The organism is Verrucomicrobiia bacterium, assembly GCA_035765895.1.
Classification (GTDB): Bacteria; Verrucomicrobiota; Verrucomicrobiia; order Limisphaerales; family DSYF01; genus DSYF01.
On the sequence record DASTWL010000016.1, the window covers coordinates 1 to 15476 of the forward strand.

Here is a 15476-nt window from a genome sequence, read left to right on the forward strand (position 1 = left end):
GGTCCGCTGGAAGTGCAGTTGCACGCATTCTCGCCACCGACGCCTCACCCGCGATGGTTGAGCGCGGACGCGTTGCCGTGCCAGCGGCGCGCTGGTCAGTGCTCGATGCGTTCAACGAAACGCTCCCGATGATCGCCGCACTGCAAGTATCGTCAGGCCTGCTGCACTGGGCGAGCGATCCCTCCGTCACACTCGCCTGCTGGAAAATATTTCTCACCCCCGACGGACGCATGGTGCACGCGTTGCCGTGCGAGCCGTGCCTGAAGGAATGGCGAACGCTCATCCCGGAAAGCCCGGTGCCATGGCGCAGCGAAGCCGAGTGGCTGAAAATTTTCGAGCGCGCCGGCTTGCGTGTCACGCGCTCACAAAGCTGGACGCACAACGCGGTCTGCGCATCTGCGTTGGAAATGGTGCGCGGGCTTCATCGCACCGGAGTGACGGGCCGTGTGCGCATCGGTCCGGCACGACTGCGGCAGGCGCTACGAGAGTATGACGCGCGACATCGGACGGCGGGTGGGGTTCAAGCAACATGGGCTTGGCTTGCAATTGAAGCCCAGTGATGGAGCGCCGGTCCCTGCCCGGCTTTGGATTTGGCAAACGCCCCAAGCCGGCAACATGTCGGCGCTCCCCCGGGAGTGCAGCCCGTAAAACTTTCACTGGTTTTCGTGTGTTTCGCGTATGCCGAGGTTAAACTTCAAAGCTCATGGCTGAACGCCTTCCCATTTACGAGATAGAGCAGGAGCTGGTTGCGCGGTTGCGCACGCAGCGACGGCTCATCGTTTCCGCGCCCACTGGTTCCGGCAAATCCACGCAGGTGCCGCAGATGCTGCTCGACCACGGACTCCTCGGGAACGGGCAGGTCGTGGTGTTGCAGCCGCGCCGGCTGGCGACACGCATGCTGGCGGCGCGTGTGGCGTCGGAGCGGAAGGCGGAACTCGGTCGCGAGGTCGGTTATCAGATCCGGCTGGAGAACGTGACAAGCGAGGCGACGCGCATCCGCTTCGTGACGGAGGGTGTGTTGCTGCGTCAGATGGTGAACGACCGCACGTTGCGCGGCGTGTCGGCGTTGATCTTCGATGAGTTTCACGAGCGGCATCTTTACGGCGACATTACGCTCGCGCAGGCGTTGGATTTGCAGGAAACCGCGCGGCCGGATCTGCTGATCATCGTGATGAGCGCCACGCTGGATGCAGAGGCGTTGACAAAATACATGAGTGGTGCGCGCGGGGGGAAACCCACCCCCGACCCCTCCCCGGAGGGGATCGCGCTGAATGGCTTGGGTGGTTCAAAGTCACCTGCCGCGTCCGAATGCCGAAATCCAGTTCCCCTCCTTGGAGGGGTTAGGGGTGGGTTCGGCTGCTCCGTCCTTCAATCCGAAGGCCGCACTTTTCCAGTGGACATCCAATACGCTGACTCACCGAGCTACGCGGACAAGCGGCCGGCGTGGGAACAGGCGGCGGATGCGTTCATCCACTTCGTGCAATCCGGCGGACAAGGCGACGTGCTGGTGTTCATGCCGGGCGGCTTCGAGATTTCGCAAACCATCCAGACCATCCGCAACTGCGACGAATCGCGCGGCTGGGTGCTGCTTCCGTTGCACGGCGAATTGCCGCCGCGCGATCAAGACGCCGCCGTAGCGCGTTACGAGCAACGCAAGGTTGTCGTCGCGACGAACGTGGCGGAAACCTCGCTGACGATTGATGGCGTGCGCTGCGTCATCGACAGCGGGCTCGCGCGCATCTCGCGTTATGATTCCCAGCGCGGTATCAACACGCTGCTCATCGAGAAGATCAGCCGTGCCTCATCAGATCAACGTGCCGGTCGCGCCGGACGAACGGCACCGGGCGTGTGCTTGCGGCTGTGGTCGCAAGACGAACACGCGCATCGTGCAGCGCAGGAACTGCCGGAGGTGAAGCGGCTCGATTTGTCGGAGGTGGTGCTGACGTTGAAGGCGGCCGGTGTGGAGGATTTGAGGAAATTCCGCTGGCTGGAGCCGCCGGATGAACAGGCGCTCGCACATGCGGAGGAGTTGCTGACGGACCTTGGCGCGCTCTCGACGGAACACGGCACGCGCGATACGCAACGCGCCCTTATCACTCCCATCGGGCGCAAGATGCTGGCGTTTCCGCTGCACCCGCGGTATGCGCGGATGCTCCTCGCGGCGCAGGATTTCGGCTGCGTGCAACAGGCGTGCCTTGTGGCGGCGCTCACGCAGGGACGCGATTTGCTGCTGCGCAACGTGGACCGCGACACTACGAACTATCGCGAGGATTTGCTGGGTGATCGTGCGGCGAGTGATTTCTTCATCCTGATGCGCGCGTGGAATTACGCGGCGAAGAATGAATTCCGCATCGAAGCCTGCCGGCGCATGGGCATCCACATGGTCACGGCTCGGCAGGTCGGGCCGTTGTTTCAGCAGTTCCTCGACATCGCCAAGCGCGAGGGGCTCGACATCGCGCCGCGCGAAGTGCCGGATGAGGCGTTGCAGAAGTGTTTGCTCATCGGCTTCAGCGATCGCGTGGCGCGGCGGCTCGATTCGGGGACGCTGCGTTGCGAACTCGTTCACGGTCGTCGCGGTGTGCTGGCGCGGGAAAGCACGGTGCAGAAGGCGCCGTTGTTTGTCGTCGCGGAGATTCGTGAAGTTGGCGGGCGCGATGGCGACGTGAACACGATTCTTTCGCTGGCCACCGCCATCGAGGAGAAGTGGCTGCACGAATTTTTCCCCGAGGACATGCAGCGCGATCTGCACACGCAGTTCGATGCGACGCAAAAGCGCGTGATGGCGGCGGAGCTGATCAAGTTCCGCGGGCTCGCGTTGTCGGCAAAGCGCGTGGATCCGCCACCGGCGGACGCCGCAGCGCGATTGTTGACGGATGAAGTGATGGCGGGGCGATTGAAGCTGACCGAATGGGATGAATCCGTTGACCAGTGGATTCAGCGGCTGGCGTTGCTGGCGCAGCATTGCCCGGAGTTGCAGCTCACGCCGATTGCGGAGGACGACCGGCGCGCCATCGTGGAGCAGGTTTGCCTCGGCGCGGTGGGCTACAAAGACATCAAGGACAAGCCCGTGAAGCCGGTGGTGCAAGGCTGGTTGAGCCACGCGCAGCGCGAGTTGCTGGACAAGCACGCGCCGGAACGGCTGAACCTGCCGAACGGCAAGACGCCGAAGGTGACTTACGAGCCGGGTCGCGCGCCGTTTGTTTCGATGCGCATCCAGGAACTCTACGACGTGATGCAGACGCCGAAGATCGCGATGGGCCGCGTGCCGGTGGTGGTGCACATCCTGACGCCGGGTTTCAAGCCGGTGCAGGTGACGCAAGATCTCGGCGGCTTCTGGCGCGAGCATTATCCGAAGCTGAAATCGGAATTGCAGCGGCGGTATCCGAAGCACGAGTGGCGGTGACTGCGCTGACCACCATGGCCGGTGGCCGTGTGGCTTGCTGAAAATAAAGTCCGTTGATGAAGGTCATTCGGAAATCCACTGCCAGGGTGTTTCTTGATCCGTGACCGCAGCTGGATTCTTCCCGTCCACGCAAGACAACGCTGCCCAAAAAGCGAGCAACGTGGGCGCTTCGCAATTTTGAACCGCCGCCATTTTCTCTTCTTTGCAATTGTGAGCCGGCTGATTGGCGTGGCGATGTCACCTTTCGTCTGCATCGCACAGGACGGGGCTTTTTGGTGATTCGCCGCGGCGGTCCGGCGTTCGCGCCGGCGCGAAACCGGGCGGGGTAACAGGGTGCGAGAGAGTTTTTTGGGGCACGTGGCATGCCAGTTGCAAAATGCGCTGTGGGGCCGTCAGCCAGAACCGGCTGAATCGGTCCGAGCGCCGAAAATGACCACATTTCAAAACCTGGTTCGAGCCGGTCTGCGGGGAATCCCCATGGCGGCTCTGTTGACGTTCACCCTGGGTGTGCGCGCCACGGCCGCCAACGTCACGCTGGCGTGGGATCCAAGCACGGATGCGACTGTCACAGGGTATCGACTTTATTATGGCACCGCCTCGCGGGCATATACGGGCAACGTGGCGGTCAACGCCGGCACCACGTCGGCCACGGTTTCCAACCTGGCGATCGGGCAGACGTATTATTTCGCCGCCACCTCGTTGAGTTCGGCGGGACAGGAAAGTGCGTATTCCGGCGAGGTTTCCTACATGGCGCCGGCGGCCAATTCCGCGCCGGTGGCCAATGCGCAAAGCGTCAGCACGCCCGAAGACACGGCCAGGACCATCACGCTGAGCGCCACCGATGCGGATGGCAATCCGCTAAGTTACGCGGTGGTGACCGGACCGGCGCACGGCACGTTGAGCGGCGCTGCGCCCAATCTCACCTACACCCCGGCGGCTAATTACAACGGCGCTGACAGCTTCACCTTCAAAGCCAATGACGGGACGGTTGATTCCGCGCCGGCCACCGTTTCCCTCGCGATTACGCCCGTCAACGACGCGCCGGTGGCCAACGGGCAAAACGTGACGACGGCAGAGGACACGGCCAGAACGATTACTCTGACCGGTTCTGATGTGGACGGCAACGCGCTCACCTATGCGGTGGTGGCCGCGCCGGCGCATGGCACGTTAAGCGGCACCGCGCCGAATCTGGTTTACACGCCGGCGGCCAACTACAACGGCAGTGATAGTTTCACGTTCCGGGTCAACGATGGCACGGTCAACTCGGCGACGGCCACGGTTTCCATCACGGTCACGCCCGTCAATGACGCGCCGGTGGCCAACGCGCAAAGTGTGAGCACGCCGGAAGACACCGCGAAGGCGATTACGTTGACGGGTTCCGATGTGGACGGCAATGCGTTGACCTATGCGGTGGTGACCGGACCGGCGCATGGCACGTTAAGCGGCACCGCACCAAATCTGGTTTACACGCCGGCGGCCAACTACAACGGCAGCGACAGCTTCACGTTCCGGGTCAACGATGGCTCCCTGAATTCTGCCAATGCGACCGTTTCCCTGACGGTGGCGCCGGTGAACGACGCGCCCGTGGCCATGGCCCAAAGCGTGACGACGGCCGAGGACACGGCCAAGGCGATTACCCTGAACGGCAGCGACGTGGACGGCGATGCGTTGACTTACGCGGTCAGCACGCCGCCGGCGCACGGCACCTTGAGCGGCACCGCGCCGAATCTGACCTACACGCCGGCGTCCAGCTACTCGGGCAGCGACAGTTTTGCCTTCCGTGTCAACGACGGGCTGACGAATTCCAGCCCGGCGACCGTGGCGATCACCATCACGGCCGTCAATCATGCGCCGGTGGCCAACGCCCAGACCATCACCACGCCCGAGGACACCGCCAAGGCGATTACGCTGACGGCAAGCGATGCGGACGGGGACAGCCTGACTTACACGATTGTCACCCCGCCGGCGCACGGAAGCCTGTCCGGCACCGCACCCAATCTGACCTACACGCCGGCGACGAATTACAGCGGCGCGGACAGTTTCTGGTTCAAGGCCAACGATGGCACGACGGATTCCGCCCTTGCGGTGGTGTCCATCAACATCACCGCGGTAAACCACGCGCCCGTGGCGAATGCGCAGAGTGTGACCACCGCGGAAGACACGGCGAAGGTCATTGTCCTGACCGCCACCGACGCGGATGGCAACAATCTGACTTACACGGTGGTCACGCCGCCGGCGCACGGAAGCCTGTCCGGCATCGCGCCCAATCTGACTTACACGCCGGCCGCCAACTACAACGGCGCGGACAGCTTCACGTTCAAGGCGAACGACGGCACCGTGGACTCCACCGTGGCCGCGGTGGCGTTGACCGTGACGCCCGTGAACGACGCGCCCGTGGCCAGCGCCCAAAGCGTAAGCCTGACGGAGGACGCCACCAAAGCCATCACGTTGAGTGCTGCCGACGTGGATGGCGATGCGTTGAGCTACACGATTGTGACGCCGCCGGCACACGGCACGCTGAGCGGCACGGCGCCGAACATGGTTTACACGCCGGCGACAAATTACAGCGGCGCGGACAGCTTCTGGTTCAAGGCGAACGACGGCACGGCTGATTCCGCGACCGCCGTGGTGTCCCTCAACATCACCGCCGTCAATCACGCGCCGGTGGCCAGCGCGCAAAGCGTGACCACCCCGGAAGACGCGGCGAAGGCGATCACCCTGGCCGCCACGGATGTGGACGGCGACACGCTGAGCTACACCATTGTGGCACCGCCGGCGCACGGTAAACTGACGGGCACGGCGCCGAACGTGATTTACACCCCGACGACCAATTACAACGGCTCGGACAGTTTCACGTTCAAGGCGAACGACGGCACGGTGGACTCCTCAACGGTGGCCGTGTTTGTGACCGTGACGCCGGTCAACGATGCGCCGGTGGCCAGCGCGCAAACGGTGACGCTTGCGGAAGATTCCAGCAAGGCCATCACGCTGTCCGCGACCGATGTCGAAGGCGATGCGTTGACCTACACGATTGTGACGCCGCCGGCGCACGGCACGTTGAGCGGCACGGCGCCGAATGTGGTTTACACACCGGCGACGAATTACAGCGGTGCGGACAGCTTCTGGTTCAAGGCGAACGACGGCGCGGCCGATTCGGGCCTGGCGGTGGTCTCCCTCAACATCACCGCGGTCAACCATGCGCCCATTGCCAGCGCCCAGAGCGCGACCACTTTGGAAGACACGGCCACGGCCATCACGCTCGCGGCGACCGACGTGGACGGCGACACGTTGACCTACACGATTGTGACGCCGCCGGCGCACGGCACCTTGTCCGGCACGCCGCCCAATGTGACCTACAAACCGGCCACGAACTACAACGGCGCCGACAGCTTTGCGTTCAAGGCCAACGACGGCACCGTGGATTCCGCCACCGCCATGGTGGGCCTGACGGTGACGCCGGTGAACGATCCGCCGACGCTGAACCCGATTGCGAATGTAACCGTCAATCAGAATGCCAGCGCGGCGACCGTGTCGCTGGCGGGCATCAGTTCCGGCGCCGCCAATGAAGCGCAGACACTCACGGTGACCGCCTCGTCGAGCAATCCCGGCGTCGTGCCGACGCCAGGCATCGCCTACATGAGCCCCAACGCGACCGGTTCACTGACCTTCACGCCGGTGGCGGATGCCAGCGGCACCGCGGTAATCACCGTGACAGTCAGTGATGGCCAGAGTGAGAACAGCACGGTGACGCGGTCGTTTACCGTGACGGTGAACGCGGTCGCCAGCCCGATCACACTGGATCCGATCGCCAGCGTGTCCGTGGATGAAAACTCCGGGACGCAGACCGTGCCGCTTTCCGGCATCAGCAGCACGTCCACCACGACCCCTTACACCACGACCACCCGGATACGCACCGGCAAGACGAGCACAAAGCTGACGGTAACGGCGACCTCCAGCGACACGAGCCTCATTCCGACGCCCGTGGTCAGTTACAGCAGCCCGAATTCGACCGGCACACTCAGTTTCGCGCCTGTCGCCGGCAAGTCCGGTTCGGCCATCATCACCGTGACGGTCACCGACGGGAGCAATCCGCCCACGAGCCGTTCGTTCATGGTGACCGTGAATGCCGTCAACGCGCCGCCGACGTTGGATCCGCTGGGCAATCTGAACGTGGCCGATGACGCAGGGCCGCAGACCGTGACGTTGACCGGCATCACCGCCGGGCCAAACGAATCGCAGTCGCTTACGGTTACCGCGACCTCCAGCAATCCGAGCTTCGTGCCCACGCCCAAGGTGAATTACACCAGCCCGAACACCACCGGCACCCTGACGTTCACGCCCACGACGAACACGAGCGGTTCGACCATCATCACGGTCACGGTGAACGATGGCCAGCCGCAGAACAGCACGGTGACGCGCGCCTTCACGGTCAACGTCTATTCGGGGCAAATGCCGCCGACGGTGTCCCTGACGTCGCCCAGCTACGGCGCGACCTTCACCGCGCCAGCCAAGATCAGTCTCGCGGCGACGGTCAACCCCAACGGTCACACGATCGCCAAGGTCCAGTTTTACGCTGATGGAACGCTGGTCGGCGAAGCCGCCAGCGCCCCTTACGCGGCGGATTGGGCGGCGACTGGCGTGGGCGCCTACAACCTGACCGCCCGCGTGCTTTATGAGTCAAACGGTTCGGTCGATTCGCAGCCGGTGAAGGTGACGCTGACCACGTTGCCCGCCCCGTGGGAAACAGCGGACTTGGGCAGTGGCATCGTCGCGGGCGACGCCGTATTCACCAACGGCACGTTCGTGGTCACGGGCGCCGGCAACATTGGCGGCACGGCGGACGACTTCCGTTACGTTTATCAGACCTTGAGCGGGGACGGCGACATCACCGTTGAATTGAAGTCGGCGGCCCTGAGCTCGCCGGCCGGCCGCGTGGGTGTGATGATCCGCGAATCATTGGCCAATGATGCCAAGGCGGCCTTCGTGGGGCTGGACAGCAACGGCACCTGCCACACGATCTGGCGGACCGCCACCGGCGGTGACAGCAATGACAGCACGCCCGCGATGAAAGCCACCTCCGACCTCTGGGTGCGGTTGGTCCGCTCGGGCAACCGGCTTACTGCTTACTACTCGACCAACGGCCGGCGCTGGAGTGGTGCCGGCAACCAGACGATTTCCATGGCTTCCAACATCTACATCGGCCTCGCCGTGGCGTCGGGCAACACGGACACGCCGGTGGTGGCCAATTTTGGCACGCCCGTGGTGACGCCTTGAATTCATTGCCAACGGTGATGCGCATATGAAAAAAATCGTGAAGTTCCTCCTGGGTGTGGTGGTTTGTTCGCTGGCGCTGGTGGCCGTGCTCCAGTATGCGGGAATCAGCCTGCCCAAATTCCCGGCGCGCACGGCCGCCGCCACTGCGGGAACCGGCGAACCGGCCGAAGCGGAGGCTGCCCCCGTGGCCACCCTTGATCCGAAGTTCCTTGAGGCCATCACGGCAGAACGGGATTTCAGCCGCCGTGACAAGGCCCTGAACCGCGCAGCCCGGTCCGTGGCGACGGACAGCTTGCCGCTGGCCGTCAACGACCTTGCCGGGCGTGACAACCCGGCGGCCCGCGAACTGTTGCAACGGCTTGTGCGGCGTTGGGCGGAAACGGATCCGGCGGAGGCGGCGACCTGGGCGGCGCAATTGCCGGCCGGAGTGGCGCGGCAACTCGCGCTCAAGCAGGTGGCGACCGCGTGGGCCGGGACCAACGTGACCGCGGCGGGCGAATGGTTGGCCACCCTGCCCGCCAGCGCGGACACGCAGGTGGCGACGCTGGCCGTTGCCTATGAAGCCGCCCGCACCGATCCGGTGACGGCGCTGCGGCTGGGCAGCCCGTTGCCGCAGTCCGATGAGCGGGATGCCTTGCTGGTTTACACCGTGAGCCAGTGGGCGACGACGGATGCGGGCACCGCCAGCACCTGGGCGGCGCAAGTGGCCGATGCCAAATTGCGTGAGCGTTTGCTGGCGGCGGTGGCCGTGGCGGTGGCGTCCAAGGACGGGGCCGCGGCGGCGGTGCTGGCGGGCACCCAGCTTTCCCCCGGACCGGAGCAGGACCGTGCCGCGGTGTCGATCGTGCAACGTTGGGCGCAGACGCAGCCTCAGGCGGCCGCCGCATGGATTCTTCAGTTCCCCGACAACTCAACCCGCAACGCGGCCACGCAGAACCTGGTGACTATCTGGGCGCGCCAGGATGCCACGGCGGCCCAAAACTGGTTGAACTCCCTGCCCGCTGGTTCGATGCGCACCGCAGGTTCGGCAGCCTACGCCCAGACGCTGGCCAGTCTGGATGCCACGGCGCAGAGTTCGGTGCAATGACCCTGCCGGCGCCGGCACCGGCTGGCGCGGCCCTGTTGCATCCGCTTCCCGCGCGCGGTTGCGTCCGGCTTCCGGCATTTTCAGATTCCTTCCCAACGCTGATCTGATATATCGGAGAACCATTGCGGCCTCCCAGTCATGCCCGCGATGACCCAACAAAATCCTATGTCAGATTATCTCAAATCCTTGTTCGGTTTGGACGGGAAAGTGGCCGTCGTCATTGGCGGCACCGGCGAATTGTGCGGCGCCATGGCGGAAGGCCTGGCACAGGCGGGCGCGGAAGTGGTGCTCGTCGGGCGCAGCGCCGAAAGGGCCGCGGCGCGCCTGCAGCGCATCACTGCCGTGGGCGGCAAGGCGTGGTTCGCGCCGGCCGACGTCGCCCGCAAGCCCGCGCTCGAGGCCCTGTTGAAAAGCGTCCTGGAAAAATCCGGCCGGGTGGACATCGTCGTCAATGGCGCGGGGGTCAATTCACCGACGCCGTTTCTGGACGTGGCGGAGGAAGAGTTTGACCGCATCATGGACACGAACTTCAAGGCGCTTTACTTCGCGTGCCAGGTGTTCGGCAGGCATCTCGTCGAACGCGGTCAGGGCGGCAGCATCATCAACATCGGCTCGATGAGTGCGCTGAAGCCGTTGTCGCGCGTCTTCACCTACTCGGCGTCCAAGGCGGCCGTGCATAATCTCTCCATGAACCTCGCCCGCGAATGGGCGCCCAAGGGGGTGCGCGTGAACATCCTCGTCCCGGGCTTTTTCCCGGCGGAGCAAAACCGCAAGGTGCTGACGCCGGAACGCGTCGGGCAGATCATGGGGCACACGCCGATGAAGCGCTTTGGCGAGGCCCGGGAATTGATCGGCGCCACCCTGCTGCTCGCCAGCGATCAGGCGGGTTCCTTCATCACCGGTGTCGAAATGGTTGTGGACGGCGGTTTCAATTCCATGTGCATCTGACGCCGTCCGCCGGCCGGAATCATAATCCGTCGGCAAGTGCGTCTTGGAGGGCGGCTGCCAGCCGGCGGTATTGCGGCAGTGAATTGTAGAGCTGCGGCGCGATGCGCAACAACCGGTGGGGCGGCGCGGGCCAGGAAAACACCGGCACCTCGATGCCGTGGCATTCGCGCAGTGCGTCCTGCAACGGATATTCAAACCAGGGCGCGCGCGGCCCTTGTCCTGCGGGCGCGTCCGGCAACGGCACCGCCGCGAGCGAGCCAAGACATCCTTCCGGACACGGCGGGGTCACCGCCAACGCATCGCACAGGAGCCGGCGCGCCGCCAGGGTCAGGGCGCGGTTGCGCGCCATCACCGCCGGCCAGCCGCCGGGCAGCAGCGAGCCCACATAACGCAGCGTTTCCGGCACGCTCAGCCAGGCCGACGGATCACCGGTGCCCGTCCAGCCAAACTCCAGTTGAAAACGCGATCGATCCGTCCGGCGGGAATTCGCTCCGTGGCTGATGACCAGCGGCCGGATGTGCGCCTGCCGGTCGCGGCGGACGTGCAACAGCGCGGCGCCTTTCGGCGCACAGAGCCACTTGTGACAGTTGCCAGTGTAATACGTCGCGCCCAACGCGGACAGATTGAGCGGGATCATGCCTGGCGCATGCGCGCCATCGACGAGCGTTTCGATGCCGCGCGCGTTGAGCGCCGCCAGCAATCGTTCCAGGGGCATGACCAATCCCGTGGTGCTGGTCACGTGATCGAGCAACACCAGCCGGGTGCGGGGCGAAACCGCGGCCAGCACGGATTCAACCAGTTCCTCGACGCGGGCCACGGGAAACGGCACATGGGCCACCACCACCTGTGCGCCCGTGCGTTCCGCCACGTAATTGAGGGCGTTGCGGCTTGCGTTGTATTCCTGGTTGGTGACCAGCAGTTCGTCGCCGGGGGCGAACCGAAGCGAGCGCAGGACGGTGTTGACGCCGGCCGTGGTGTTGGGGACGAACACCAGATCATCCGGCGCCGCGCCCACGAACTGCGCGAGCGCCGCGCGGGCGGCGTCGAGGTGGCCCTCCAGTTCGCGCACGAGGAACTGCAGGGGCTGCCGTTCCAGCCGGAGCTGCCATTCGTGCTGGTGCGCCAGCACGGCGCGCGGGCAGCTGCCAAAGGCGCCGTGGTTGAGAAAGGTTACCTGCGGATCATGCAGCCACAGGGTGGGATCGGCGGCGGGAAGTTCGAGCGGTTTGGTGTCGGACATGCGGTGTCGGGCAAATTGGTGCCGGACGGCTTCTCGGGTGAATCCGGCGCGGCGCAGTGTCGTCCATTTGCGGGCGGGTCGCCATGTTGAAAATGCACCCGCCTGAAACGCCGGATTGTTTTTGACGCGGCCCCGCGCATGGGGGCCAACTGTTGAGACCGATGAAACGCATGACCTGCACCCGTTGCCTTTGTTTGCTGGTGGTTCCCGGAATCCAGCTCCTCGCCGCGGAGTCGCCGCGGTCCTTTGCCTCCGACACCAATCAGGTGCTGGAGCGCACCTGTTTCCAGACCGGCCAGCCGTGGAGTCCGGCGGGCAACCTCCGATCGGACGTGGCCATTGTTTACGGCATTGACGCGGGATTGCCAGAGCGCATTGCGACGTGGCGCGACCATGATTACCGCATTCACGTGATGACCGGCGTCGCCTGGGGGCAGTATCAGGACTATCTCTATGGCCGCTTCGACGCCATCAACCACGAGGACGAGGCGCAGACGCAGCGCGACGGCCACAAAATCAGCCACGGCGGCGATGTCTATTACATGTGTCCCGGCGAGAATTACGGCAAATTTCTCTGCGTCGGCGTGCAACGGGCTCTGGATGCCGGGGCCGAGGCGATCCATCTCGAGGAACCGGAGTTCTGGGACCGCGCCGGCTATTCGGAAGGCTTCAAGCGCGAATGGCGAAAATATTACGGCGAGGACTGGCAGCCGCCGCACAGTTCGGTGGACGCCCGTTGGCGCACTTCCAAGTTGAAATACTTTCTCTACCGGCGCGCGTTGCAGCAGGTGTTCGACTACGTGCAGGACTGGAACCAGCGCACCGGCCACCACGTCCGGTGTTACGTGCCCACGCACAGCCTGCTCAATTACGCGCAGTGGAGCATCGTCAGCCCGGAATCCAGCCTCGCACGGCTCAAGGGGTGTGATGGTTACATTGCACAAGTGTGGACCGGCACCTCCCGCGAGCCGAACCGCTTTCGCGGCGAAGTGCGCTCGCGGACATTTGAGACTGCCTTTCTGGAATACGGCGCGATGCAGAACCTCGTCCGTGCCACGGGCCGGTCCGTCTGGTATTTGAACGATCCCATCGAGGACAATCCCAACCACGACTGGAACGACTACCGGTCCAACTGGGAATCCACCCTGACCGCGTCGCTGCTGCAGCCGGATGTCTGGCAGTATGAAGTCGCCCCCTGGCCTGAACGCGTGTTCACCGGACGTTACCCGCGCTCGGCCAGCCCCGCGGAGCGGAAATCCATCCCGCCGGATTATGCCACCGAATTGCAGACGGTGATGAACGCGCTCAACGACCTGAAACAACCGGATGTGAAATGGGATTGCGGCACGACCGGCGTGGGCGTGCTCGTCAGTGATTCGCTCATGTTCCAGCGGGGTGAACCCACGCCCAGCGATCCGCATCTCGGAAATGTTTACGGGCTCGCGATGCCCTTGTTGAAGCGCGGCCTGCCCGTCGCGCCGGTGCAGCTGGAAAACGTGACCGTGCCCGGCTACTTGAAGGACTTCCGCGTATTGCTGCTGAGTTACGACGGCCAAAAGCCCCTGTCGCCCGAGGTTCACGCACCGCTCGCCGACTGGGTCCGGCGCGGCGGCGTGCTGCTGGTTTGCGACGCGGATGCCGATCCGTATTTGCGCGCGCGCGAATGGTGGAACACCGACGGCCGCCATTATGCCACGCCGCGCGAACATCTCTTTGAGGCACTCGGGTTGCGGACGCCGGTGGCCACCAACCAGCTCGTGCGCGTGGGCCGCGGCGGCGTGTATTGGCTGCCCGAACGGCCGGCGCAGTGTGCGGCAAGCGCGGCGGGTGCCGAACGCATTGTAGCGACGACGCGCCAGTGCGCGCGGGCTGCCGGCTTGAAGTGGCGCGAAACGAATTATCTGCTGTTGCGGCGCGGGCCGTATGTCATTGGCGCGGGCCTGGACGAATCGATCGTGGCCAAACCGCGGGTGTTGCGCGGGCGCTACGTGAACCTTTTCGATCCCAAGTTGCAGGTCGTGTCGCAGGTGGTGATCGAGCCGGGCACGCGGTGGTTTCTGCTGGATCTGGACCGGGTTCAGGGGCGTGCGCCCCGTCTGTTGGCCTCGGCCTGCAAAGCGCTGCCCATGCCAGCGCCAGCGGGACAGCTCGAATTCACGGTCGAAGGAGTGGGCGACACGCCGGCGGTGGTCCTGCTGGCCGCGAAGCATCCGCCCGGCGCGGTGACGCTTGCGGGGCAGCGGGTCGAAGCGGTGGAATACTCCAAGGCGGACGGCCTGGTGTGGTTGCATTTCACGAATGCCGCCTCGCCCCGGGTGCTGTCGGTGGCTGAATCCTCCGCGCACTAGGCGGAGCGCCTCACGGTCTGGGCGGGCGGGTCAGTCTCGCGCGGACGACGTGCCATTGGTCGCATGCCGCTCAACCCCGTGACGCCGTGCTGCTTTACAACGCCGCCGGTGTTTGGTGAACTTACGTTCAATGGAACGCTTGCGTTGCTTTCCGTTAAACTCCTGCCATGGATGCCAAGGATAGAGGCGCCCAATGGCCGGGAGGCCTGTTGCACCGCCATCCGCTGACGCACGTGCACGTGTGCGGCCGCCGGCTTGAACCGCCCGTGCTGAGTCACGTCGTCAATTTTCCCCGGCTCGAAATTCCCCTCTCCGGCTGTTACGAAAACCAGATCGAGAGCGACGGGCGCGTGATCACCGTGCGGCTGCGGCCCGGTGCGGCGTTGTTCGCCCCGCCCAATTGCTGGAACCTGCCCACGTGGCGCCATCCCGTGCGGCTCATGTCCATTCTGTTCGGCAAAAAACAACTGGGCATCAGCCTGGTGACGTTGAAATCGCCCGCGAGCCAGAAAATCGTGGCGCAGAAAGTCTCGCTGCTGCGGCCGTTGACGGGGCCGCTGCCGAAGTTGATGGAGGCTGTGACCGAGGTGCAGACGGCCGGCGGACCCGACGCCATTTATCCGGAACTCGCCCGCGCGCTGCTGATTTGCGTGGAGCAATCCTTTCACCAGCCCGAAGTGGCGGCGGCCAATCCGGCGAAGTCGCTGCTGGAGGACGTGTGCGTTTACCTCCAGAGCCACTATCAATACGACATCACGCGCGATTCGGTGGCGAAGCAGTTCAGCATTTCGCCCAACTACCTCTCCCGCATCTTCCAGTTCCAGGGGCACATGACGTTCAGCAATTACCTGATGCATGTGCGCACGGACCGCGCAAAACATCTGCTCCGCAGTTACAATCTCAAGCTTGATGACGTGGCGGCCCGGTGCGGCTACCGGGACACCGCCTACTTCTGCCGCGTCTTCAAACGCGTCGCCAAGCTGACCCCGTCGGAATACCGCACGCAGCACCGTCCGGAAACGGCGGCCGATGCGCCGGCGGACGCGGCCGAGGCAAACTGAGCCCGACGTGACTTCCGCCGCGGCGCCACACGGGGCGTGCCGCCGCCAGCCTGCGTTTTCAGTCGCAGGTCACAATACTCCAATAAATGCAACAATGATCAGCTTGCGTGATGGG

Annotated in this window: 8 protein-coding genes; 7 read left to right on the forward strand and 1 reads right to left on the reverse strand. The window is 64.5% G+C overall.

Features of this window, described 5'->3' with window-relative positions:
• The 5 genes from VFV96_03795 to VFV96_03815 form a co-directional block, all read left to right on the forward strand.
• Positions 1 to 560 (forward strand): hypothetical protein (locus VFV96_03795; protein HEU5069520.1); only part of this gene is annotated, 560 nt, incomplete at its 5' end.
• Positions 561 to 703: 143 nt separating this feature from the next.
• Positions 704 to 3403, forward strand: coding sequence for an ATP-dependent RNA helicase (locus tag VFV96_03800; protein ID HEU5069521.1), 2700 nt, complete (start codon positions 704 to 706; stop codon positions 3401 to 3403).
• Between the two features lie 477 nt (positions 3404 to 3880).
• The gene (locus VFV96_03805) at positions 3881 to 8677 is read left to right on the forward strand and encodes an Ig-like domain-containing protein (GenBank protein ID HEU5069522.1); all 4797 of its coding nucleotides are present in this window, start codon (positions 3881 to 3883) and stop codon (positions 8675 to 8677) included.
• 37 nt (positions 8678 to 8714) lie between these two features.
• Positions 8715 to 9764, forward strand: coding sequence for a hypothetical protein (locus VFV96_03810; protein ID HEU5069523.1), 1050 nt, complete (start codon positions 8715 to 8717; stop codon positions 9762 to 9764).
• A 165-nt stretch (positions 9765 to 9929) separates the two neighbouring features.
• On the forward strand, positions 9930 to 10712 hold the full coding sequence (locus VFV96_03815) for an SDR family NAD(P)-dependent oxidoreductase (GenBank protein HEU5069524.1): 783 nt from the start codon (positions 9930 to 9932) through the stop codon (positions 10710 to 10712).
• A gap of 19 nt (positions 10713 to 10731) precedes the next feature.
• Here VFV96_03815 and VFV96_03820 read toward each other — a convergent pair whose 3' ends face one another.
• Entirely contained in the window at positions 10732 to 11952 is a 1221-nt protein-coding gene (locus VFV96_03820; GenBank protein ID HEU5069525.1) for an aminotransferase class V-fold PLP-dependent enzyme, read from the reverse strand.
• A gap of 161 nt (positions 11953 to 12113) precedes the next feature.
• Here VFV96_03820 and VFV96_03825 point away from each other — a divergent pair, with 161 nt between their 5' ends.
• Together VFV96_03825 and VFV96_03830 are read left to right on the forward strand one after the other, a co-directional pair.
• The gene (locus tag VFV96_03825) at positions 12114 to 14300 is read left to right on the forward strand and encodes a hypothetical protein (GenBank protein HEU5069526.1); all 2187 of its coding nucleotides are present in this window, start codon (positions 12114 to 12116) and stop codon (positions 14298 to 14300) included.
• Positions 14301 to 14467: 167 nt separating this feature from the next.
• Complete coding sequence (locus tag VFV96_03830; protein ID HEU5069527.1) at positions 14468 to 15361, forward strand: AraC family transcriptional regulator; 894 nt, start codon at positions 14468 to 14470, stop codon at positions 15359 to 15361.
• Positions 15362 to 15476: the final 115 nt, after the last annotated feature.